The organism is Paenibacillus sp. FSL R5-0923 (genome assembly GCF_038009145.1).
Taxonomy (GTDB): domain Bacteria; phylum Bacillota; class Bacilli; order Paenibacillales; family Paenibacillaceae; genus Paenibacillus_AQ.
Genome location: NZ_JBBPAT010000002.1, coordinates 1,065,349 through 1,088,104 on the forward strand (window position 1 = coordinate 1,065,349; position 22,756 = coordinate 1,088,104).

19 protein-coding genes are annotated in these 22,756 nt (G+C 43.8%); 14 read left to right on the plus strand and 5 right to left on the minus strand.

Annotated features, from left to right (window positions below):
- Window positions 1-98 precede the first annotated feature (98 nt).
- Window positions 99-962, minus strand: a complete 864-nt coding sequence (locus tag MKX35_RS29885) for a CPBP family intramembrane glutamic endopeptidase (protein ID WP_076300048.1) — start codon at window positions 960-962, stop codon at window positions 99-101.
- Between the two features lie 566 nt (window positions 963-1,528).
- On the opposite strand from MKX35_RS29885, the gene alaS reads away from it, so the two are divergent.
- The 13 genes from alaS (at window position 1,529) to MKX35_RS29950 (ending at window position 17,033) form a co-directional block, all read left to right on the plus strand.
- Window positions 1,529-4,162, plus strand: a complete 2,634-nt coding sequence (gene alaS / locus MKX35_RS29890; protein ID WP_076300047.1) for an alanine--tRNA ligase — start codon at window positions 1,529-1,531, stop codon at window positions 4,160-4,162.
- Window positions 4,163-4,478: 316 nt separating this feature from the next.
- Complete coding sequence (locus MKX35_RS29895; protein ID WP_042125473.1) at window positions 4,479-4,754, plus strand: IreB family regulatory phosphoprotein; 276 nt, start codon at window positions 4,479-4,481, stop codon at window positions 4,752-4,754.
- Window positions 4,754-5,170 (plus strand): Holliday junction resolvase RuvX, encoded by a 417-nt coding sequence (ruvX, locus tag MKX35_RS29900; RefSeq protein ID WP_042193474.1) that lies wholly within the window; start codon window positions 4,754-4,756, stop codon window positions 5,168-5,170. The genes MKX35_RS29895 and ruvX overlap by 1 nt, the downstream gene beginning before the upstream one ends.
- Before the next feature lie 13 nt (window positions 5,171-5,183).
- The gene (locus tag MKX35_RS29905; protein ID WP_038569507.1) at window positions 5,184-5,492 is read left to right on the plus strand and encodes a DUF1292 domain-containing protein; all 309 of its coding nucleotides are present in this window, start codon (window positions 5,184-5,186) and stop codon (window positions 5,490-5,492) included.
- Complete coding sequence (locus MKX35_RS29910) at window positions 5,485-5,793, plus strand: DUF1292 domain-containing protein (protein ID WP_076300046.1); 309 nt, start codon at window positions 5,485-5,487, stop codon at window positions 5,791-5,793. Before MKX35_RS29905 ends, MKX35_RS29910 begins: the two co-directional genes overlap by 8 nt.
- Before the next feature lie 176 nt (window positions 5,794-5,969).
- Window positions 5,970-7,019, plus strand: coding sequence for an endolytic transglycosylase MltG (gene mltG, locus MKX35_RS29915; protein ID WP_256716346.1), 1,050 nt, complete (start codon window positions 5,970-5,972; stop codon window positions 7,017-7,019).
- Window positions 7,020-7,075: 56 nt separating this feature from the next.
- Window positions 7,076-8,008 carry a peptidase U32 family protein gene (locus MKX35_RS29920; RefSeq protein ID WP_076300045.1) on the plus strand — a complete coding sequence of 311 codons (933 nt, stop codon included), beginning with the start codon at window positions 7,076-7,078 and terminating at the stop codon, window positions 8,006-8,008.
- A 97-nt stretch (window positions 8,009-8,105) separates the two neighbouring features.
- A complete protein-coding gene (locus MKX35_RS29925) occupies window positions 8,106-9,437 on the plus strand; it encodes a peptidase U32 family protein (protein WP_076300044.1) in 1,332 nt (443 codons plus the stop codon).
- A 316-nt stretch (window positions 9,438-9,753) separates the two neighbouring features.
- A complete protein-coding gene (locus tag MKX35_RS29930; RefSeq protein ID WP_076300043.1) occupies window positions 9,754-11,931 on the plus strand; it encodes a methyl-accepting chemotaxis protein in 2,178 nt (725 codons plus the stop codon).
- Between the two features lie 162 nt (window positions 11,932-12,093).
- A complete protein-coding gene (locus tag MKX35_RS29935) occupies window positions 12,094-13,974 on the plus strand; it encodes a cache domain-containing sensor histidine kinase (protein WP_076300042.1) in 1,881 nt (626 codons plus the stop codon).
- A gap of 22 nt (window positions 13,975-13,996) precedes the next feature.
- A complete protein-coding gene (locus MKX35_RS29940) occupies window positions 13,997-15,304 on the plus strand; it encodes an ABC transporter substrate-binding protein (RefSeq protein WP_081382962.1) in 1,308 nt (435 codons plus the stop codon).
- Between the two features lie 45 nt (window positions 15,305-15,349).
- Window positions 15,350-16,414, plus strand: coding sequence for a LacI family DNA-binding transcriptional regulator (locus MKX35_RS29945; protein ID WP_076300041.1), 1,065 nt, complete (start codon window positions 15,350-15,352; stop codon window positions 16,412-16,414).
- A 58-nt stretch (window positions 16,415-16,472) separates the two neighbouring features.
- Window positions 16,473-17,033, plus strand: a complete 561-nt coding sequence (locus MKX35_RS29950) for a GNAT family N-acetyltransferase (RefSeq protein WP_076284264.1) — start codon at window positions 16,473-16,475, stop codon at window positions 17,031-17,033.
- Between the two features lie 63 nt (window positions 17,034-17,096).
- Here MKX35_RS29950 and MKX35_RS29955 read toward each other — a convergent pair whose 3' ends face one another.
- The 4 genes from MKX35_RS29955 to MKX35_RS29970 all read right to left on the minus strand — a co-directional run bounded on the left by MKX35_RS29955 (window position 17,097) and on the right by MKX35_RS29970 (window position 21,634).
- Window positions 17,097-17,999, minus strand: coding sequence for a manganese catalase family protein (locus tag MKX35_RS29955; protein WP_076284263.1), 903 nt, complete (start codon window positions 17,997-17,999; stop codon window positions 17,097-17,099).
- 275 nt (window positions 18,000-18,274) lie between these two features.
- Entirely contained in the window at window positions 18,275-19,447 is a 1,173-nt protein-coding gene (locus MKX35_RS29960; RefSeq protein ID WP_076300040.1) for a glycoside hydrolase family 130 protein, read from the minus strand.
- On the minus strand, window positions 19,447-20,661 hold the full coding sequence (locus MKX35_RS29965) for an AGE family epimerase/isomerase (RefSeq protein ID WP_076300039.1): 1,215 nt from the start codon (window positions 20,659-20,661) through the stop codon (window positions 19,447-19,449). Before MKX35_RS29965 ends, MKX35_RS29960 begins: the two co-directional genes overlap by 1 nt.
- A gap of 22 nt (window positions 20,662-20,683) precedes the next feature.
- Window positions 20,684-21,634, minus strand: a complete 951-nt coding sequence (locus MKX35_RS29970) for a glycoside hydrolase family 113 (protein WP_076300038.1) — start codon at window positions 21,632-21,634, stop codon at window positions 20,684-20,686.
- Between the two features lie 302 nt (window positions 21,635-21,936).
- Here MKX35_RS29970 and MKX35_RS29975 point away from each other — a divergent pair, with 302 nt between their 5' ends.
- Window positions 21,937-22,716: a response regulator transcription factor gene (locus tag MKX35_RS29975; RefSeq protein WP_042186104.1), complete on the plus strand. Its 780-nt coding sequence runs from the start codon at window positions 21,937-21,939 to the stop codon at window positions 22,714-22,716.
- The last annotated feature ends 40 nt before the right edge of the window (window positions 22,717-22,756 follow it).

A 22,756-nucleotide genomic window follows, 5' to 3' on the forward strand; every position in this document is an offset into this window, starting at 1 on the left:
TTGCTGCCCTCCGTTTTGGTTATCGACTGCTTGCTTTAGCTGATTATGTTTACAATTGGGTTAGTCGCGATTCTAGAGAATTCTCCGATCCCATTTATTCAGCTTGGCACTGCCCCCTCTGATTTCTGCGCTCGGAATTCCTTCCTTTTGAAACAAATTAAAAGACAAGTCAGTAATAACACACAGATTAACGTTGCTGTATGAGTAAAACTACTATTCCAAAACATAATCTGAACATTCATTAAGGAATGGACGCCAATCACGAAAAATAGATTCTTGGTTAAGACATAGAGTAATGAGAATATGACCCCTAGAATTACTAGTACGATAAAATCATAAACAAAATCCATTCCGACTAATCCTGAATAGATCCGATTTGGGATATGTATAGCGGCAAAGATCGATTGTGAGATAAGCATTGCATAACCAATGCGTGAAGTATTGTTATTGACTTTTTTTAATAAGAGATAGATTTGAACTAGCAGAAAGCCCCGAAACAAGACTTCTTCCAGTAAAGCATTTCCGAAAATCTGACCCAGGAATTCACCAAAGACGACGTTCGAATTCGTAAAGATATCATTATTGAATGTTAAACTTGTGTGAGTTAGTAATGTCATACCTAAATCAACAATGTTTATAGCGAGCCAAAATAATAAAGTACCGAAAAGTCCTGCTAATAACTTATTTTTTGTTAACCCCAAATCCTTAGGTGATAATTTAGCTATTATACATAAGAAAATAACCACTTCTAACACAAGACCGAACAGATTTGCAGCTAACGTTTCGTTGATCCATCCGTTTGTGCTTTTGGCAATAACGCTTAAAGTTCCATTTGCAAAAAGGACAAGGTTAGCCGTTAGAGTGAAGAGAATATGAATAAAAATGAGACTGACGATAAAGCGTATTGATGTAGGCTTAACTTTAACAATCGATAGCTCCTCAGTTACTTTATTGCGCAGCATGATTTGTAATCCTCCTTAGTTTTACCCGAGCATTGCGTATTCTAGAACGTTATTTATAATACATAATTTTCCAAATACTATCTGAGATTTACTATATTCTTTAAGTGCCTGAGTTCACCATTACAAAAATCATATATTCTCACGTTATCCTTAACTCCTACTCAGATTGACAGATGAAGGGGCACTGGCTATACTTGAAATGTTAAAATGTAAATCGGATAAAACGTTGATGAAAATGAAGTACGCCGGAGGATGGCTTGATCAGAGAACAGGTTCCTTTACGAAAACATTTCGTAATGGCTGGGAGAACCTTGAAGACAGGCCGGTGGAAAGCTAATTTCGGAGTGTGAGATCACAAACTCACCGGGGGCACCCGTTATCAGCCGCGACAAGGCGATCGCCCTTTAACTTTCCCGTAAATTGGGTCAAGGCGATAACCAGGGTGGTACCGCGATATTAATCGTCCCTGAATTATTCAGGGGCGTTTTTTTGTTTTTATTTTTTAGAAAATTTGTACAATCTGGCGCATGAGCCGAATTAAAAAGATGAGACGGGAGCTGTAAACAATGAAAGCAAGTGAAATTCGTTCCAAATGGCTTAAGTTTTTTGAAAGTAAAGGTCACAAGATTGAACCTAGTGCATCTCTCGTACCGCATAACGATCCTTCGCTGTTGTGGATCAACGCAGGTATGGCACCGCTGAAAGCATACTTCGATGGCCGTGAGATTCCTGAGAATCCGCGCCTGACGAACTCGCAGAAATGTATTCGTACCAATGATATCGAGAATGTAGGGAAGACACGCCGTCACCATACATTCTTCGAAATGTTAGGTAACTTCTCTATCGGCGATTATTTTAAAGAAGAAGCTATCACATGGGCTTGGGAATTCTTGACTGGCAAGGAGTGGATCGGCTTCGATCCAGAACGTATCTCCGTAACTGTGTATGCTGAGGATGAAGAGGCATTCAAGCTGTGGAATGAAAAAGTGGGCTTGCCAGCAGAACGCATCATTAAGCTGGGAGATGAGAACTTCTGGGATATCGGCGAAGGCCCTTGTGGTCCTTGTTCGGAAATCTTTTATGACCGCGGCGAAGCTTATGGCAGCGACATGAGTGATCCAGAAATGTATCCAGGTGGAGAAAACGAACGTTGGCTCGAAGTATGGAACCTTGTGTTCTCACAATTCAACCATAACAAGGATGGCAGCTATACGCCGCTTCCGAACAAGAACATTGATACCGGTGCTGGACTGGAGCGTTTTGCATCCATTCTTCAAGATGTAGATTCCAACTTCGATACCGATTTGTTCCAACCGATTATTCAAAAAACAGCTGAGCTTGCTGGTGTAACTTATAAAGATAATGTTGAGCAGGATATCGCGCTTAAAGTTATCGCTGACCATGTGCGTACCGTTACTTTTGCCGTAGGGGATGGAGTACTTCCTTCTAATGAAGGTCGTGGTTATATTATCCGCCGTTTGCTACGCCGTGCTGTTCGTTACGGAAAGACCCTGGGTCTGGATCGTCCGTTCCTGCATGAGTTGACGGAAACCGTTGGTGAGATTATGGGTGTGTATTATCCATCCGTTGTCGAGAATCGGGAATATATCGCAAAGATTATCCGTACAGAAGAAGAACGTTTCCATGAGACATTGTCTGATGGACTGGCTATCTTGGGTGAGATCAGCGCTAAAGCAAAAGCAGATGGGCACAGCACGATTGCTGGCGCTGATGCATTTAAGCTATATGACACTTACGGATTCCCATTTGACCTGACTGAAGATTTCGCAGCAGAGCAAGGATTAACTGTAGACCGTGAAGGCTTCGATGTCGCTATGCAAGAACAGCGTGATCGTGCAAGAGCTGCACGTCATGACGGTGGCAGCATGAAGATCCAAGGTGGTGCATTAGCGGATCTGACGGTTAAAAGTGAATTTGTTGGATATAATGACTCGGTAACAGAGTCGAAAATCATGGCTATTGTTGTGGGTGATGAATTGGTCGATACCGCTGGCGAAGGCGTTGAGTGCCAAGTAATTCTTGAGGCAACACCGTTCTATGCTGAAAGTGGCGGACAAGTGAGTGACACAGGTCTGCTTACTGGCGGTTCAGTTACAGCTAAGGTTAAAGGATTGTTCAAGGCTCCACATGGTCAACATGTACATTTGGTAACTGTTGAAGCTGGAGAATTGAAAGTAGGCGAATCGGTTCGCGCTGAAGTGGATCGTGCACAGCGTGAAGATATCGTGAAGAACCATACAGCTACTCATCTACTGCATAAAGCGCTCAAAGAGGTTCTTGGCGGTCATGTCAACCAAGCAGGATCTCTAGTAGAAGGTGCTCGTTTACGGTTTGACTTCTCCCACTTCGGAGCGATTACACCGGAAGAACTAAGCGACATCGAGCATCGTGTGAATGCACAAATTTGGCGTGGCCTTGATGTAGTCATTGAGAACAAGCCAATTGACGAAGCTAAGGCTATGGGCGCTATGGCATTATTTGGTGAAAAATATGGCAATATTGTCCGTGTCGTTCAAGTCGGCGATTACAGCCTTGAGCTTTGTGGTGGATGCCATGTATCCAACACGTCTCAAATTGGAATTTTCAAGCTGCTTAGCGAAAGTGGTATTGGTTCCGGAGTGCGCCGTATCGAAGCAGTGACTGGACGTTACGCTTATCAGTTCACTGAGAGCCAACTGGATCTGCTCAAGCAATCTGCGGGTCTACTGAAGTCTTCTCTGAACGACGTTCCAAAACGGATTGAAGCATTGCATAACCAAGTGCGTGAGCTTTCGCGTGAGAATGAATCCTTGCAATCTAAGCTGAGCGCAACATTTGCCGCTGAACTAACAAGCAGTGTGAAGACGGTTGGTGCAGGTACACAGCTTCTTGCTGTTGCTGTTCAAGCAGGAAATATGGACGCTCTGCGTTCTACTGCAGATGAATTGAAATCCAAGCTCCCGGATGCTGTACTTGTTCTGGGTGCTGCCATGGACGACAAGGTGAACTTTGTTGTAGCTGTACCACAGGATCTGGTGAAGAAGGGCTTCCACGCTGGTAAGATCGTTAAAGAAGTCGCAGCAGTATGCGGTGGCGGCGGTGGCGGACGTCCAGATATGGCACAAGCTGGTGGTAAAGATGCCTCCAAGCTTGGCGAGGCACTGGCTAAAGCAGAAGAATTAGTGGCTTCCCTAGCATAAATAAAAATTACGAAACTATTTCTTATTTTAAACGTATTACGAAAAAACATAGCGGTACTGAGAGTTTGACATCAGTACCGCTACTCTTTATTAACAGGTGGTTAGATTTTCATGAATAGTTGTGCTTGACAATAGCTTAAAAGCCAAAAATATCATTATTTTTGTAGAGGAAATGCCAAAAAAAGCGTTATTCCACGCGCAGGATTTCCTCGTTGGGCTATGAATATGTTATGATAAAGGAAGCAAGTGAGCTGCACAGTAGCAACTTTGCGAAGCCGCCCTTTTAGGGTGATTTTGCAGAAGGAAGGTGTCACAAATGGACTCCATGGACAAAACGGTCAAATTCAATGTGAAGGGCGACGAAAAGGAAGCTTCTCCCCAGGAAATATTGCTCGCTGTATACGATGCACTGGTGGAGAAAGAGTATCATCCGATCAATCAGATCGTAGGGTATCTACTTTCCGGAGACCCAGCTTACATTCCGCGTCATAACAATGCGAGAAGTTTGGTCCGGAGAAAAGAACGTGATGAGCTGATTGAAGAGCTGGTTAGATTCTACCTCGTCAATCACAAGGTGGATAATCCCAGATGATGAAGAAGTTAGGATTGGATTACGGCGACCGTAGAATCGGTGTAGCCACAAGCGATGTTTTTGGATGGACGGCACAAGCTCTTGAAACGATTGAGCGCCGCGGTACTGGTAATGAGTTCGAACGTATTCGTGAACTTGTTACGGAGCACGAAATTGGAGAGATTGTAGTTGGTCTACCGAAGAATATGAACGGCTCAGTAGGACCCCGGGGCGAAATCTGCATAGAGTTCGCTGACAAGCTACGGGAGCAATTTGCAATGCCCGTACACCTTTGGGATGAGCGTCTGACGACGGTATCCGCAGAGCGGGTGCTGATTGAAGGGGACGTCAGCCGGAAGAAACGCAAAGGGATTGTGGACAAAATGGCTGCAGCCCTGATTTTGCAAAATTTTTTGGATGCTAACAGTAAAAGGTGAGGGGTGCGAGGATATGACAAACGAACAGATTGGCCAAGAGGAAGAACCGGAAATTATCTATATCCCTGATGAGGAAGGTAATGAAGAGGAATTCGAGGTCATTATGAAGTTTGAGGTTGATGGCTCGGACGCTAAGTACATGATGGTGGTTCCGCTTGATTCCGAGGACGAGGAAACCGATGAGGTTTATGCGTTCCGTTATGTGGAAGAAGGCGACGATCTTCAATTGTTCATGATCGATAATGACGAGGAGTGGGCGATTGTCGAAGAGACTTTCAACACACTGGTTGACGAGTTGGACGGAGGATCTGAGAATGACTGATGTATCCGCTGATCAAGCGGTATGGACTTCGCGGCTTAAGGAAGCCTATGGAGAAACAGTAGAACTGGAAGATGAGCAAGGCAAGTCTTCCATTTACGATATTATCGCCGAATTTGAAGTCGGTGGTATTGGCTATGCGGTGCTGAAAGGCACCGGTAAAGACGTGGAATATGAAATTCTGCGTATCGTTGTCTCTCCTAACGGACTTCCGGAACTAGAGAACATCGTGGACGATGAAGAGTGGGAAGACATCTCTGAGCTATATGATGAGATGACTTTTCCAGTGGACGATGCAGAATAAACTTTAAACATGTACGTTACATTTATGATGAGTACGGAAGAGGGCGGAGAATTCCGCGCTCTTTTTGCTTGGAATACGATCAATATAATTAATACAACAATCATGATCATGAAATATGTATTGAATTTTAAGTAGTACACTTTTATACTTTATAGTCGGAAAGTGAGGAACCTGACTTGAAATCCGCAATCCGTACTGTGCTTATTGTTATTCTTTTGCTGGTAGCAGCAGGAGGCGGAGGCGCTTGGTACATTTGGAACGGGATGCAGCCGGTAGAACCTGCAGGACCTGCCGTAACATTTACGATAGATAAGGGCATGGGCAGCGCGGAAATTGCTGATCTGCTCGAACAAAATGGCATTATTAGGAACAGTCTTTTTTTTAAGGGATATTTGAAATGGACCAAAGAAGGTTCCAGCTTCAAAGCTGGTACTTATGTTGCTAGTCCAGGAGACACCTATGACGAGCTCATCGAGAGGCTAAATGCGGGTGATGTTGTTAAGGAAGAGACCGTAACTTTTACGATTCCGGAAGGATATACTGCTGAGCAGATTGCCAAGAAGCTTGCTGAGGCTTGGAATCAGGATGCTGCTATTTTTCTCGAAATAATGGATACCGGTGCGGGCTTGAAGGGAATTGATGTTCTAGGTATCCCACAGAATAAGAACCTTCGTCATCGGCTTGAAGGGTATTTGTTCCCTGAAACGTATGAACTAGCCAAGGATAGTACGCCTCAGGAAGTTGTAGAGGCATTATTGGATCAGTTCCAGAAGAAACTGGACACGATTCCGAATTGGAAGCAAAAGCTAGAAGCACGTGGAATGACACTTCATGAGCTGTTGACAGTGGCCTCGTTAGTCGAGCGTGAGGTTGTGGTAGATAGTGAACGACCACTAGTTGCGGGCGTGATTTATAACCGCTTAAAGAAAGAGCAGAAGCTGGAGATTGATGCTACGGTTCAATATTTGCTCGACAAACAGAAGGAAAGACTGTTATATAAAGATTTGGAAGTTGACAGTCCTTATAATACGTATAGAAATATTGGGCTTCCTCCGGGACCTATTAGTAATCCGGGGCTGGCCTCCATTCAGGCGGCACTTGAACCTGAGGCATCTGAATACTACTTCTATGTGACTAAGAAAGATGGTACACAGGGCCATTTGTTTGCTAAGACCTACAAGGAACATTTAGCCAATATCGAAAAAAGTAAGCAAGAATCGAAATAAAATATTAAAATGAAGAGTGGTGCGGTTGAAATAACTGTACAAGTAGGAGGTACAACATGATTAACAAACCGGAATTGCTGGCGACAGCAGCATCCTTAGAAGAAGCTGCTGCTTTGCTGGATGCCGGAGCAGATGCATTGCTCATCGGGGATGACCGTTTTGGCATGCGTCTTGCCGGACATTTCTCTCTGGAGGATACAGCTGCTGTTGTAGAAATGGCACATGCGCGTGGCTGCAAAGTATATGCTGGACTAGGTGGACTCATGTCCAACCTTCTTCTCGAAGAGCTCCCTGCCTATGTGAAGGCGATAGGTGAACTTGGTGTTGACGGTGTTGAGTTCGGTGATCCTGCTGTGTTAACCACAGTGAAGAAGGAAGCACCGGGCATGAATCTGCATTGGAATGCGGAAATGACCTCTACCAATTACGCAACCGCGAATTATTGGGGGCGTAAAGGTGCTTCTCGCGTCGTTCTTGCCCGTGAGCTGAATATGGATGAAATGACGGAAATGGTTCCGCTTTTAGAGGTAGAGGCACAAGTTCAGGTTCACGGTATGACCAATATATACCATTCCAAGCGTAAGCTTGTAGAAAGCTATATGTCACATCAAGGACGTCCAAGCGAGGGCGGCAGTCTTGGTAAGGAACGTGGTCTATTTTTGATCGAGGCAGAACGAGATGACCAAAAGTTCCCAATCTATGAAGACGAGAACGGTACACATATTATGAGTTCGGAAGATATTTGTATTTTGGAGGATCTTCATATCCTTATGGCTGCAGGCGTACAGAGTTTTAAGATTGAAGGATTGTTGAAATCAACAGCGTATAATGTGGCGGTTGTTAAGACTTATCGCAAAGCTATTGATCTCTATGTAGCTGATCCAGAAGGATATTCTTTCCAAGAGGATTGGATGGAAGCTATAAGAACGCTGCAGGATCCAGAACGGGAGCTAAGCTTCGGATTTTTCTATAAAGAGCAAGTATATTAAGTTTAATTTAATGAGAGTTTTTTAGTTCCCCGCAAAGACTAGGTGCAGTGAGCATGCACAGACATCACTTTGTGGGGCGATGGAGGGGAGAACAGGAATGGGAACCATGACAAAGCCGCAATACAAGGGCAAACGTTACCGTCTGGACAAACCGGAGCTCCTAGCTCCGGCCGGTAATTTGGAGAAATTAAAATTCGCAGTACACTATGGTGCGGATGCTGTTTATATCGGAGGGCAGAAATACGGTTTGCGTTCAGGAGCAGACAATTTCAGCTTTGAGGAAATGCGTGAAGGTGTTGAATTCGCCAAGAAATACGGCGCTAAGGTATTTGTTGCAACGAACATTTATGCTCACAATGAAGATGTCGCAGGGATTGAAGAATATCTGCGTAACTTATATGAAGTTGGCATTGTTGCTATTATCGTTGCTGATCCGGTCATTGTAGATACAGCACGCCGTTTAGTTCCTGGATTAGAGGTACATTTGAGTACTCAGCAGTCTACACTGAACTGGCAAGCGGTATCCTTCTGGAAAGAAGAGGGTCTGCCACGTGTAGTACTCGGACGTGAGACAAGTCTGGAAGAGATCGCTGAGATTAAGAAGCATGTTGACATTGAAATCGAGAGCTTTATCCATGGTGCGATGTGCTCTTCGTACTCCGGTCGATGCGTATTATCCAATCACTTTACAGATCGTGACTCCAATCGCGGAGGCTGCTGTCAGTCTTGCCGCTGGAAATATGATTTGTTCGAGGATGCGCGTCCTGAAGGCACTTGGGTATCTGAAGAAGATCAAGCTGAAGCACAATCTCCGGCCCCTTTGCTTCCGGGTGTAACTCAGATTCCACTGCATCAGCAAGGAGATAATCCATTCTCCATGGGATCTAAGGATTTGTGCATGCTGGAAAGTATCCCTGAACTCATTGAAGTAGGCATTGACAGCTTCAAGATCGAGGGACGAATGAAGTCGATTCACTATGTAGCTACTGTAGTTAACGCTTATCGTAAAGCTATTGATGCTTACATGGCTGATCCGGAAGGGTACGAGTTGAAGCAAGAGTGGCTGGATGAGCTGAATAAAGCGGCGAATCGTCCGCTTAACACAGGGTTCTTCTATGATACTCCGGATCATGAAGATCATATCTATGAGCCTGAAGAAAAAGCCGCTCCTTATGATTTTGCCGGACTTGTACTAGAATACGATGCTGAGAGTGGAATGGCGCTCATTCAGCAACGCAATCACTTCAAGCCAGGGCAGGAAGTTGAATTCTTCGGACCCAATGATACATTCTTTAAGCAGACTGTAGCGGAATTGTGGGATGAAGCAGGCAACCCGCTTGACGCAGCTCGTCATCCTCTGCAACGTGTCCGCATGAAGGTAGATCAGCCGGTAGCATACTTTGATATGATGCGTAAGAGAAAATCTTAATAAGATACAGGGATGTTCTTTCTATAAGAGCATCCCTGTTTTTCTTTTGACAAAGCTAACAATAAGATATATATATTAGTAACTAACAAATAAATCCAAAAGGAGGGTAGAACGAAGGGAGTTTTTTTGTTTCAGAATACATAGGTTAAAAGTTATAAAAAAAGTATAGTAAAGCTAAGAAAAAAGGCCTAATAAACCGATATATAATATGGTTAGCGCTTTCATATGTCCTCTAATATTAGCGGGTAGATGATCATGATGGGGATCCTGATCAAGATAGTATTAGTGAAAAGCATAAAGAGGGAAGGTTAGAGAGATGAAGAAGAACAATAAAAAATCCGTAAATGTACAGAGCAATGAAGTAGGTACAGGAAAGACATTAAAGTTAGATGCTAAGAAAATGATGTTGGGTTGGGGAAGCCAAATCAAGAGAGTTAATCCTATCCAATCCGTCGGTGTGAAGTTATTTCTAATATTCTTATGTTCCACTGTAATCGTAGTTATGTCACTTGGACTTATATCTTATTCGAAGGCAAAAACAACGATAAAGAATAACGTATCCGAAGCCTACCGCCAGACTATTGTTCAGACTGCTGAGAAGCTGGATATTACCTTGAAGCAATATGAGAATACGGTATTGCAGCTCTTTTTTGATGTGCAGTTGCAAACGGATCTTAGATCAATGGCTACTGCACAAACTGCTTACGAGAAATTTGAAGCAACAAGCTCAATAAGTAAGAAATTGTCCAATCAGACTACAACAGATTCTAATATTCTCAGTGTCGCATTGATTCCCGAGTCACTTGAACAGGAAATTGTTACATCTGGCAGTGGTGGCATTTATTTTGATGGATTACGAGAACAAGAATGGTTCAAGAAAATTGTGGCCGATTCTAAAGAATATAATTCTTATTATTCAGACGCTAACAATAACGACTCTAAAAATATTTGGTTTTCAACCTCTCTTCAAGGAGCGGAAGAAAAAGATATTGCTTTGGTAAGATCTCTTAAAAGTCTGGGAGCAGATAAAGGATACATGATTATGCTTGTGTTGAAGAATACACTGCTGGAAGAATCTTTCGCAAGTGTGAAGCTGGGAGACGGCTCTCGTATTCAACTTGTGTCTCCGCAAGGTACAGTAGTGGCTTCTTCTAATCCGCTAGACGATGGAAAGTCATCGGAGTTTTCTTTTATCAAAGAGAGTAAGAAAAATAATAATAGCCTAGAAGCTAAAGATCCAAACGGAAAAGAAATTCTGGCGGTCTTTAATCCGATGATGCGGGCAGATTGGAAGCTCGCAGGTGTAGTTCCTACAGAAGAACTAGTGAAGGAAGCCCGTCCGATTCTGTTGACGACGTTCATTACGGCTGCCGGTGCGGCATTGCTTGCGATATTTATTGGGATTTGGATGGTTCGTATGATTGCTCGCCCTCTGGCACGATTGAAGGATCTTATGGTTCAAGGTGCAAGCGGAGATTTAAGTGTACGTACAGAATATGTGTCTAAGGATGAGATTGGACAACTATCAGCCTCCTTTAACTTGATGATGGAGCGTATTACTGAGCTTGTATCGCAAACTAGAGAAACTGCACGAGATGTGCTAGAGACCGCTGGCGAGCTTGGAGAAGCTTCGCGTAAGACAGCTATTTCCGCGAAGGAAATAGCAGCCGCTACGGAAGAAATTGCTGGAGGAGCAGGCAGTCTGGCACTTGAAGCTGAACGTGGTAATGAGCTTACAGATGTGATAGCTACGCAAATGCAGACCGTGATTAGTGCCAATAGTGAGATGGATGAGGCAGCACGCGGGGTTGGAGAAGCTAGTGCTCAAGGTGCCAAGCAATTAACGGATTTACTGGATCAAACTAGCCGTACTGGGGAAAAGACAGGTGCGCTTGTAGAACGTGTTAACAATTTGAAAGAAACAGTATTCTCAGTGATTAAGGTGCTGGATGTGATGAAGAGTATCACACAGCAGACGAATATTTTATCATTGAATGCGACGATAGAAGCCGCACGTGCAGGCGAAGCTGGCAAGGGCTTTATGGTGGTAGCAGGTGAGGTAAGACAGCTTGCCGACCAATCGAAGCAGTCTATTGCTCTTGTAGCCGGAATCACCGACAAGATCATAACGGAAATGAACGAAACGGAAGCTGTATTATCTGAAGTGGCACCTCTCTTTAAAGAGCAAATAAGCTCAGTGAAGAGCACGAGCGATATCTTTGTATCCGTAAAAGGACAGATGGATGAGTTCATTACTAGTCTGGAATCGGTGACAACAGCGATCAGTAGCTTGAATCATTCACAGGTTGTGTTGTCGGAAGCCATGGGTAACGTAAGTGCTGTAGCTGAGCAATCATCAGCGACTTCCGAAGAAGTGGCTTCACTCAGTAATGAACAACAAAGTGTAAGTGATCAACTCGTTTCATTGTCAGGTAAGCTGGAAAGTGCTTCAGGACAGTTAAAGGACAAACTGTCATTATTCACGATAAAATAAGTGGGTCCCTAACAAATTTTTATGATTTACATAACAAAACCGCTTCTTCGTTATGAGGAAGCGGTTTTGTTATTGTGTAAAGAAGGACTTCCCCGTATAATAATTTTGTTAGGTAAATAATAATAACAAGTTAGGTAAAAAAGGGTTAAGGAGAAGGACCGTATGAAAGGTAAATGCATCTTTGGCTGGTGGTCCGTTATCGGGGACATGAGTATGGAGCGCAAGCTGCTCCTCGTCTTTTTAATAATTATTACCCTTCCGCTTACCTTCATTAGTGTGTTTACTTATAAGAGTTATTCAGAATCTATTCAGGGCAACACCATTGCTTATTCTGAGAAGTTAATCGATCAAATGATGGATGGAGTAGATGATTATATCGAAGATATGAAGCGTATTTCATCTATGCCAGCCTATGTGAACGATATTAAACAAAATTTAATTCGTTCGAACCACTATCATGAGCAGAAAGAGATCATGGGTGGCGAATCAGGCAGTGCTACATTGTTACCCGGAGATTTTGATTTACTGTTGTCCATTCAGCGGGGCATAGAAGGCAACATTTCATTTATTAACAATATTAAGCGAGGCGCGAACACGGTTTATATTTTTGACGCGCATGGGAATGGTTATTATTCTGCCAAGGATGGTGGCGTACGGCTCGACCTCGATCAAAGCTATAAGTACTGGAGTCAGCAGACGAAGGATTCCAGCGGAGAGGCCCTTTTGTTTGGTACCCAATCATTTACGAGTAATTTGCAGAGCACTCGATATGCTTTTACCGTTGTTCGCAAAATCGTGGATGGTTTGTTAAATCCGATTGGGCTGATCGCGGTTGAAGCGAATATTAGCAATTTGGAGAATCGGGTTACGGAGCTGGATAAAGTAACGCATGGCAAATCTTTGATCGTTGATGAGATGGGGATGGTCGTGTACGACAGTGACAAAAAACTTCTTGCCACGGATGTATCTGATTCAGAGCTATTCAAAAGGGTCGATGGGAAATCCGGGAGTTTCTATGATACAGTCAACGGAAAAGATTTTCTAAATATTTACTCAAGCTCTAACAAGACCAATTGGAAGGCCATTATTTCGATTCCTGTAGATGTGCTAATGCGGGATGTGAAGGTAACCCGTAATACAACGCTCGCTGCTACATTAAGTATCATTGTACTTGCGTTAATTATCTCCATTATTCTTTCCTTTGCACTCACTAAATCACTATCGCAGATGATTCAACTGATGAAAAAGGTTCAGGGTGGCGATCTAGATGTGATGTTTAGGGTTAGACGGCGTGACGAGATTGGTCTGCTCGGGCATCAGTTTAATCGAATGTTGGCTCGGATCAGGCAGTTGATTCAGGATATCTACCGAATTGAAGAACAGAAGAAGGAAGCGGAGCTTCACGCTCTGCAGAGTCAGATTAATCCTCATTTTATCTATAATACGCTGGAGTCGATCCGAATGACCGCTGAGCTCAATGATGATATTGAAGCTGCGGACATGATCTCAATTTTAGGTAAACTGCTACGGTATAGTACAAGTGATTTGAGTGGCAAAACGACAATGAAGCAAGAGCTTGGATATGTACGCAATTATGTTGAGCTGCTGAACTGTCGCTACCCTAATCGTTTCGTACTCGAGATCGACGTACCGAAGGAGTTAGATAATTACTCTATTATCAAGCTGGTCTTCCAGCCGATCATAGAGAATGCTGCTTATCATGGCTTGGATGATAATAAACCACAAATGCATTTAAGTATCCGTTGTGAGATGACTGAGCAAATGCTGTTCTTTCATATTAAAGACGATGGCTGTGGAATGGATAAGATCACTTTGGAGAGATTGAACGATGGGCTGCAGAAAGAAAGTCCTCCTAAGAAAAGTATCAATGGGGGCATTGGTATGAAAAATATACAGCAGCGAGTGCGCCTTCATTATGGAGCGGCTTTTGGAATTGAGGTATATAGTGAGCTTGGACAAGGGACGGATGTTATTTTGTCACTGCCGTTGCTGGAACCGGAAATGATTAGATTATCTGACTGAAATAAGAGGAGGCTGTCCGTTGATGGGGATGAGATTACACTGGACTACGCGTACCATACTGCTGCTTCTCATTTTGTTATCGATTAGTGGCTGTGAGAACAACACCAAGCAGACGGAATCTACAGTGCCTCCAGTTGGAAACGAGGTGAAGTCTGACTTATCCGGCACCATAGTCATGATGACCAATCGAATAGATCTGATTGAGAACGGAACCTTTCAAGGGTACGCAGACCAATTTAAGCAAAAGTACCCCGAAGCGAATGTTGAATTTGAAGGTTTATCCAATTACGCAACGGACATTCTGGTAAGACTGTCCACCAAGGACGCCGGAGATGTACTTTTGCTTCCTGTGAATCTTCCATCAAAGGAACTGGATTATTTTTTCGAACCGTTGGATGAAGAAACTTCGGCTAGTGAGCGCTTCACTTCTTTTGCTACTTATGATGGTAAGCGATATGGGCTATCTACGGGAACTACCACGGTAGGGATTGTCTATAATAAAAGGTCCTTCGAAAAAGCAGGAATTACCGCGGTTCCACAGACACTGGATCAATTCTACGAAGCTTGCGCTAAATTAAAAGAGGCTGGAATTATCCCGCTGTATATGAATTATGGAGCCGTCTGGCCACTGCGTGAATGGGGAAATAGTCTGGTCAATTATATGACAGGCAACCCTGAGTATCTAAATAATATGGTAAATGAGGATAGTCCATGGCAGCTTGATAATGAGTGGGGGAAATCCATTTCCATTGCTCGAACCTTAATTGCTAAAGGTTATGTAGAGAATGAACTTTTCTCGAACAATTGGGAGATCTCTAAGACTAGACTCGCTAAAGGTCAAGCTGGCATGTATTTGCTTGGAAATTGGGCGGTTGGTCAAGTGCTTGATGTGGGGGCTTCACCAGATGATATCGGATTCTTCCCATTTCCTTATGATAATAGCAGTACTCACTATGCGCCGATCAATCCAGACTGGTTCGTGGGTGTTAGCAAATACAGTAAGAATAAAGAGCTTGCAATGGCTTGGTTGAATTTTTTTGTAAAAGAGACTTCGTATTCAGATGATTGGGGATTCCTTCCTGCTGATGGTAGTCTGAACCCTTTTATGCCGCAGTACCGTGAATTTCTATCTTATGAACCTAAGCTGGTTTATGGCACGGTACAAAGTGATGCGTTCATCGATCTGGCAAATGGAGCTAAGCTGTCCTTTTGGTCCGGAGATTATATTCAAGAGTTACTTGCTGCGCCTGATTTACAAAAGTCTTTTGACGAATTAAATGCAAAATGGACGGAAGCGCGGGTAGCTACACAGGTAACTTCTCAGCCTTAACTTTAGTTTAACATTAATTTTATTACAATCTCTGGAGGGTTTAATATGGCTAAAAAGGTCACCATGCAAAAAATAGCTGATCATCTCGGTGTATCCAAATTTGTTGTCTCCAAGTCACTTTCTGGTAAAGCTGGCGTTAATGAGACGACCAGAGAACGAGTGATTCAAGCGGCTTCGCAGTTAGGCTATTTTACGCAAAAAAATGCTTTTGTCCAAGGTGTCAAGCGGACTCCTCCGGTAGGGGGGAGTGATCGGAATAAGCAATCTGTGCTTGTATTAATGCCGAATATCCGCTCGCAAACTCAGGATTCCTTGTATTGGGGAAAAATTGTGGACGGTATTGCCCTTGCGCTGGATCAAGAAGGACTTGGAATGGTGATCATCTCTGAGAATCGTGCGGATAATTTCGTGAATATCCTGAACCCAAGCGGGATTCTTGGTTTGGTAGGTGTGGGCGAAATCTCCACTTCCTTACTACTTGAGGTACATCGCATCGGTCTGCCGATGGTGTTGATTGACCATGAAGATCCATTAATTCCAAGTGATACTGTATTCGCGAACAATGTGGATTCCATGGCTCGACTTACTAATCATTTGATGGGGACAGGCCATACACAAATGCATTTTATCGGGAATATTGGATTTTCACGCAGTTTTAGGGATCGATGGATTGGCTTCCGGAGTGCGCTGGAGGAGAGTGGGATAAGACTGCCTTTGGAAGATGATGCGAATCTCTTTTTAGAAGGGGTGGAGGAAGAGGTATTCCAAGAGGATTTTAAAAATTGGGTGATGAAGCGGAAAAAAGCTAAGACACTCCCAACCGCCTTGGTCTGCGCCAATGACAAAACAGCACTTACGGTCAGTGACATCCTGAAGGCAGAAGGTCTTAATATTCCAGGGGATATCTCGGTCACGGGCTTTGATAATATTGAGGATGCCTCAAGAGGCGTTCCGCCGCTTACTACTGTACATGTCCCTAAAGAAGCGATGGGCCGGGCGGCAGTGGAGAAACTGCTAAGTCGGATTGGGCATCCCTCTGCACCACTGGAGAAGATCCTGATTGCAGCAGACATAGTGCATCGTGATTCTGTGGATATACCGAGAGAATAGAAATCAGCCGATTAAAAATAATTGAAAGCCATGGAATTTTGGTTAGGGGGACTCAGTTATGTCAGAAGCAGTTGCAATACCAAAGATCGAAGGCGAAAATATTCATCTGCGTGGTGTAGGAGAGTCCGATCTGGAGGCCTATTACAAATTTTTACTTGATGATGAGATGGGTCGTCTAACAGGGTCGCAAGGGGAAATCTCTCGCGAGCAAACTTCGGCTTGGATTCGAAAGATTAGTGTTCCAGCTGAGGATCGTGTGGATCTTATGATTATCGTCAAGGAAACGGATGAGCTTATTGGAGAAGTGGTTCTGAACGAAATAGATCCGGACAACCGTAGCGCAAATATTCGAATTGGGATTCGTAGCCATGAACATAGAGGGAAGGGTTACGGTACTGAGGCTATGAATCAAATGCTGCGATATGGCTTTGAAGCCTTGAAGCTGCATCGTATCCATCTGGGTGTATATCCTTTTAATCCAAGAGCCATTCATGTCTATGAGAAGCTTGGTTTCAAGCACGATGGTGTGGAGCGGGATGCTCTTTATGTAGACGGAGAATTTCATAACATGATTCTGATGTCTATGCTGGAGGATGAATATCGGGCTTTGTACAATTAAAAAAAAGTGAACCTATGGTGAGGAAGACGCTGCGTAAATTCCTCACCAGATTCACTTTAAATATTATTCGGTAATATTTCCAGCCATTTTGAGGCGTTTGGCAATTTCTTTAAAGTCTTCGGGGGAGATTCCTGGGGCGAACTCCTCTTCGACAGCAGGAGCTACGGGGATCGGGAAGCCTTTAGGTGCTCCCTTAATGACTTCAAGCGGGAGGTTATCCTCTGGGTGGGTTCCCTTCCAAATCTGATCGATGGCGCCGAAGTCACTGTCACTCCAGGTGTACAGCTTTGTATGCACACCTTTCTCCTCGTATTTCTTCGCTTCACTAAACGATTTGTTATTTAACGAAGGAACCGGCACGAGTTTCGTTACATTAACACCTGTTGCGATTTCGATGGCTTTGGCATAAGCGACCACATGGACACCACCGCGCACTAAGAGAAATCCGACTACAGCGCGTGCAGCTGGATGGTCCGTCATTTCGTAAACTTTCATTTTATGTGTTCTGGCTCCACATTCGAGGAAGAAGTTATGTAGCAGATCTTCCACTAGGTTGCCGCTATTAAATACATTTGCTCCGGTCCATGGATTCCCCGTTGAATCAAAAGGCATAGCACCTTGAGCCCCCGCCAGAAAGTGATAGGATAAACGCGCATCTTTTACGGAACCTAGAGGGGTGGAATCTGGCTCTTTATAACTTGTTGACCCTCGAAGGCATTTGTTGATGGCATGCGAAACTAGCTCCACATGGCCTAGCTCTTCCGCTGTTATACTCATCACCAAATCATAAAAGGGTTTCAGTTTGTCTTTTGAACGGAAATTAAAGGATTGATAGAGATAATTGTTAAGGGTCGACATTTCTCCAAACTTTCCGCCAAGCAGTTCTTGTACAGCGGCAGCAGCATTGGGATCTGGCTTCTCAACTTCAGGAATCTCGATCATGATCTCATCCATACGTTTGAACATTTATATCTCAGCCTCCTTGGAGTTAGGGGATTACTGAGCTATTTTGAGCTTAATCTATAGGAATTAATCATTAAACGGCTAGAAAGTATGGATATTTATCAACAATAAGGGAGTATCCATGAACAGATTTACAAGTCGAAAGAGCATCAGTAAACACTATCAGATACCCACAGTAACGTGCTAGGGGACACAGAATGATCAAAAACGCAGAGCAGCGACCCCTCCATTAAGGAGAATCGCTGCTCTGTTGATTTTTAAGGACTCTGAACTCTTATTTACAGCGCTAAATTACGATCGATGAGGGCGATACGTTGCTCTACACAAGCATAAGAGCGGAGTGGATCTTCTGGTGTGTTCAGTACGTAATCTAACATTTGTTCAACCGTAGTTGTTGCTACATGGATGCGGGTGTCGGAGGAAGCGTAGTAGATATAGATCTCACCGTTATCGCGTGCAATTACACCGTTACAGAATACAACGTTGGAGACATCACCGACACGTTCTTCACCGTCTGGTGCGATGAAATGACCACCTGGTGAATGTGTGACTTTGTTTGGCTCCTCCAGGTCAGATAAAAAGGCATAGAGGACGTATCTAAGCCCAGCTGCAGTGTTTCGCACACCGTGTGCGATATGCAACCAGCCTTTTGGTGTTTTGATTGGAGCTGGACCTTGGCCATTCTTAACTTCCTTGATGGTATGGTAGTGGCGCTCATCCATGATTGTCTCACTTGTAATCACGGCATCCTCAATCGTATCCGAGAGTCCCCAGCCAATACCGCCACCGGAGCCTGCATCAATAAAGCCATCCTGAGGGCGAGTGTAGAAGGCGTATTTTCCATCCACAAATTCAGGGTGGAGCACGACATTGCGCTGTTGAGCAGAACCTGTCTTAAGATCGGCCAGACGTTCCCAGGTCTTCAGATCCTTTGTGCGAACTATACCACATTGTGCTACTGCACTGGAAAGGTCACCGTGTGGAGCGTCTGGATCTTTGCGTTCTGTACAAAAGAGGCCATAGATCCAGCCATCTTCATGGCTTACTAAGCGCATGTCGTAAACGTTGATGTCCGGAACTTCTGTCTCAGGCAACACGACTGGATGATCCCAGAAGCGGAAGCCATCTACACCATTGTCACTTTCAGCTATAGCAAAAAAAGATTTACGGTCATTACCTTCTACGCGGGCAACAAGATAGAACTTACCGTTAAGTTCTATGGCACCAGGGTTGAAAACGCCGTTGACGCCGATTCTTTCGGCGAAGTAAGGATTAGTGTCAGGATTGAAGTCGTAACGCCAGATTAGAGGAGCGTGCTCAGCGGTAAGCAGTGGATAAGCATAACGGTCATAAATACCGTTTCCATAAGGAAGCTTTTCATTTTTACGGGTGATCAGCGCTTCATAACGTTCTGTTAATTGTTGTTTGCGTTCATGAAATAACGATGACATTATACAGTCTCCTTTAGGGTTGAATTCAGTCGTGCGATCATTTCGAAGCAGGCTCTGCTGTTATGATAAGGGCATTTCCAGGCACTAACCTTGGTTGCGTGAGGGAGAGGCAGATGCTTCTCGTCCACGCCCCAGTACCATTCGCCTAGTTTGTGATCCACCATATATTTATCGATAAAAGTCCAGGAGGCTTGGGCAGCCTCGTTAAATTTGCTGTCACCGGTCAGCTGATAAGCATTATAGAATCCAACAACCGCCTCCGCTTGCGGCCACCAATCTTTATCTTTGCTTAGCAATCCACTCGGATTAGCTTCATTCCATATCCCGCCATCGGTATCTATACCTTCTGCAAGAACAGCTTCTGCCATGGAGATAGCGACGGTTCGAACACGCTGTAGCAGCTTTTCTTCGCCAAGTATTTCTGCGGCTTCCACAAGCAGCCAGCTGCCTTCGATATCATGTCCATAGGAGATAATATCTGACTTTACATTCCATGCCTCATCTAAGAAAAGATGAAAATGCTTGCCTTCGTTATCAATGATATGGTCCAGCATCGTTTCGATTAGCTCAGCCAGCGTACTCGCCAACTCCTCTGACTTCCATACTCGATAAAGTCCGGTATACGCTTCCAACACGTGTAGATGCGTGTTCATTGATTTTTTCTCATTCAAGTCCTTGCTGCTAAGACTGAGGTTATCCGTGATTTGCCATTCCCGAGATAAAGCTTCAACATAACCTTTATAAGTTGAATCATAGCCATATTTCTCAACAAGCTGGAATATTTGAATAGCCTCATCTAACACCTCAGGCCGTCCAGTCGCGTGGTAGAATTCAGCCAATGCGTAGATAGTAAAAGCTTGGCCATAGATCTGTTTTTTCTCCTGAGAAGGTTTGCCTTCAGCATTCACCATCCAGTATAATCCGCCATACTCCTTATCGATGAAATGATCCATCAAATAGGCATAGGCACGTTCTGCCATAACCAGATATTCTGTCTTGCCGTAGATCCGGTAAGCGCTGGCAAAGGACCAAAGAATACGGGCATTAAGCACAAGGCTTTTCTCCGCGTCAGGTGCAATGTTCAGCTGATTGTCGATTTCACCAACAAAACCGCCATTGATTTCGTCCTTCGTCTGTTTCATCCAAAAACTAAGAATATTACCCTGTAGCTCATCCTCAAGCTGGGTCAACCATAATTCTGGTGAAATAATCATTGGTAAGTAGTCACTCCTCACATTACTTATTGATTTTCGAGGTGAAGTATTCGTTGATGATCCCAGCGGCTTGTTTGCCATACATACAATAATCATCATTGTGTTCTGCTTCATGAATTGGATAAAGATGAGTAGGCCAATCCCAAAGCATAAAGCCCTGAACCCAATCTCTGCGCTCACAGCCTTGAAACATTGCCTGATAGAATTTGCTTTGTTCTGCTTGACTTGGTTCACCCTTCAAGGTCCAATCATTAGGAATCGCCGCACTCCCGCTTCGGCTTGGGCAACCCGCTTCCATGAAAAAGAATGGCTTATTCTGTGATCTCACCACATGCTCAATCCGGTCGAGCTGAGCTTCCCAATCGTTAGCTGGATAATATCCACTTGATGAAATCACATCGAGCGCATCCCACCAGGTCACGTTATCCTCCTGATACTTATCGCAATTATAAGTAAGAATTCCTGAGTAAACCTTCCGAACCTCAGCAATAAGCGTACGCCATTCGGTTTCTCGTCTATCCGTTTGTACAAGCTCGCAGCCGATACAGAACATCTCACAGCCTGTTTCTTCAGCAATAGCAGCATAATGCAGAATAAATTTAGTATAAGAGCTGAACCACTCAGACCATTTAGGCTCGCAAGGAACATCCTTATCGAAAAAGTTAATGTGAGCACGCCAAGTTCCGTCCGCGCAATTAACGATCGGCTTCAGGCATACCTTTAGCTGCAGTGACTTCGCTTTACTGATGGACTGTTTCACTTCTTCGTCGGTAACGGTTGGCGCCTCCCAGTAGGGAATTTCCGTAGAATGAGTGGTAGCTTGAAGCGCACTAAAGGCAATGGCCGTCCAGTTCGCTCCAGTGACTGAAGACATGAGTTCCATCGAACGTTCCGCTTCTTCCGTTTTCCATGAACCACGTGTACCCGAGAAGCCCCAGGTTATACCTGCAATGTATTCGTTGTTAAATACCATCGAGAATCCCCACCTTACATTGAAAATAGAAAAGAGAATAATTAGTAAAATAATTTTGTTATATAGTTATTATTAATTTGTTAGTTTATAATAACAACTTAATTTAGTTATATACTTTTTCGAAGATGATTTCAAGGACAATTTATAGTTGCAGCTGGGAAATTAGAATAACTTTCGTTATAGTAAATACAAGACTATAAAAGAGTGTAATCGTACATTGACGTAATACATAGGAAGAATTCTATTCGTGATGATGGAGCAATCATAATAACTGGCAGATACAACTGGAGGGAAGTGCTCAAATGATAAATGTTATGATTGCGGACGACGAGGAGGTCATTCGCAGGGGGCTCGAAAAAATCACATCGAGGATGGAGCTAGATGTACATGTAATTGGATCCTACGGTAACGGGGTGGAAGCCTGGGAGCATTTTGAAAAGTTATCCCGAGATGACATTGATCTGCTTATTACAGATATCAAAATGCCTAGAATGGATGGCTTTATGTTGATTGAACAGGTTAGAGGACATATGGAGGATATACCTATTGCCGTTCTTAGCGGTTTTAGTGAATTTGAATATGCCCGCCGAGCAATCCGCCATGGGGTGATGGATTATTTACTAAAACCTATTGATAAGACTCAGCTATATGAATTGCTCAAGAGAGTAGAGGATACAAAGAAAAAGAACGTCACAGAGCAGGAGGAGATGTTCTCTCAAGCGGCAGATGGTGGTGAGCATTACGTAGTTGAACAGACTAAAAGCATACTGGAGAGGGAGTATGATCAGAACTTCGAACTTGAGCGTTTGGCGGAGACCGTCGGTATGAATGCGAGCTACCTCAGCCGGTTGTTCAAAATAAAGACGGGGCAAACCATCACCGATTATCTAATTCGGATTCGTATTACTAAGGCGAAAGAATTGCTGATCGAGCATCCCGACTTAAAAAATTATGAAATTGCCGATAAGGTTGGCTATAGTGATCCGGTTTATTTTAATAAATTGTTCAAGAAAATGTGTGGTATGACACCTAAGGATTACAAAAGTGGCTGTAAATTACCGAAAATGGAACGTGAGTTTTAGTCCTATATAGGAAGCTATTATTTAGGAGAGCGATAAGCTC

Excerpts from the sequence above, each read along its gene's own strand:
- alaS (WP_076300047.1), top strand. The coding sequence starts at position 1,529 with ATGAAAGCAAGTGAAATTCGTTCCAAATGGCTTAAGTTTTTTGAAAGT.
- MKX35_RS29940 (WP_081382962.1), top strand. The coding sequence starts at position 13,997 with ATGGGGATGAGATTACACTGGACTACGCGTACCATACTGCTGCTTCTC.
- MKX35_RS29895 (WP_042125473.1), top strand. The coding sequence starts at position 4,479 with ATGGACTCCATGGACAAAACGGTCAAATTCAATGTGAAGGGCGACGAA.
- MKX35_RS29925 (WP_076300044.1), top strand. The coding sequence starts at position 8,106 with ATGGGAACCATGACAAAGCCGCAATACAAGGGCAAACGTTACCGTCTG.
- MKX35_RS29975 (WP_042186104.1), top strand. The coding sequence starts at position 21,937 with ATGATAAATGTTATGATTGCGGACGACGAGGAGGTCATTCGCAGGGGG.
- ruvX (WP_042193474.1), top strand. The coding sequence starts at position 4,754 with ATGAAGAAGTTAGGATTGGATTACGGCGACCGTAGAATCGGTGTAGCC.
- MKX35_RS29970 (WP_076300038.1), bottom strand. The coding sequence starts at position 21,634 with ATGGTATTTAACAACGAATACATTGCAGGTATAACCTGGGGCTTCTCG.
- MKX35_RS29930 (WP_076300043.1), top strand. The coding sequence starts at position 9,754 with ATGAAGAAGAACAATAAAAAATCCGTAAATGTACAGAGCAATGAAGTA.
- MKX35_RS29935 (WP_076300042.1), top strand. The coding sequence starts at position 12,094 with ATGAAAGGTAAATGCATCTTTGGCTGGTGGTCCGTTATCGGGGACATG.
- MKX35_RS29905 (WP_038569507.1), top strand. The coding sequence starts at position 5,184 with ATGACAAACGAACAGATTGGCCAAGAGGAAGAACCGGAAATTATCTAT.
- MKX35_RS29950 (WP_076284264.1), top strand. The coding sequence starts at position 16,473 with ATGTCAGAAGCAGTTGCAATACCAAAGATCGAAGGCGAAAATATTCAT.
- MKX35_RS29885 (WP_076300048.1), bottom strand. The coding sequence starts at position 962 with ATGCTGCGCAATAAAGTAACTGAGGAGCTATCGATTGTTAAAGTTAAG.
- MKX35_RS29920 (WP_076300045.1), top strand. The coding sequence starts at position 7,076 with ATGATTAACAAACCGGAATTGCTGGCGACAGCAGCATCCTTAGAAGAA.
- MKX35_RS29965 (WP_076300039.1), bottom strand. The coding sequence starts at position 20,661 with ATGATTATTTCACCAGAATTATGGTTGACCCAGCTTGAGGATGAGCTA.
- MKX35_RS29955 (WP_076284263.1), bottom strand. The coding sequence starts at position 17,999 with ATGTTCAAACGTATGGATGAGATCATGATCGAGATTCCTGAAGTTGAG.
- MKX35_RS29960 (WP_076300040.1), bottom strand. The coding sequence starts at position 19,447 with ATGTCATCGTTATTTCATGAACGCAAACAACAATTAACAGAACGTTAT.
- MKX35_RS29910 (WP_076300046.1), top strand. The coding sequence starts at position 5,485 with ATGACTGATGTATCCGCTGATCAAGCGGTATGGACTTCGCGGCTTAAG.
- MKX35_RS29945 (WP_076300041.1), top strand. The coding sequence starts at position 15,350 with ATGGCTAAAAAGGTCACCATGCAAAAAATAGCTGATCATCTCGGTGTA.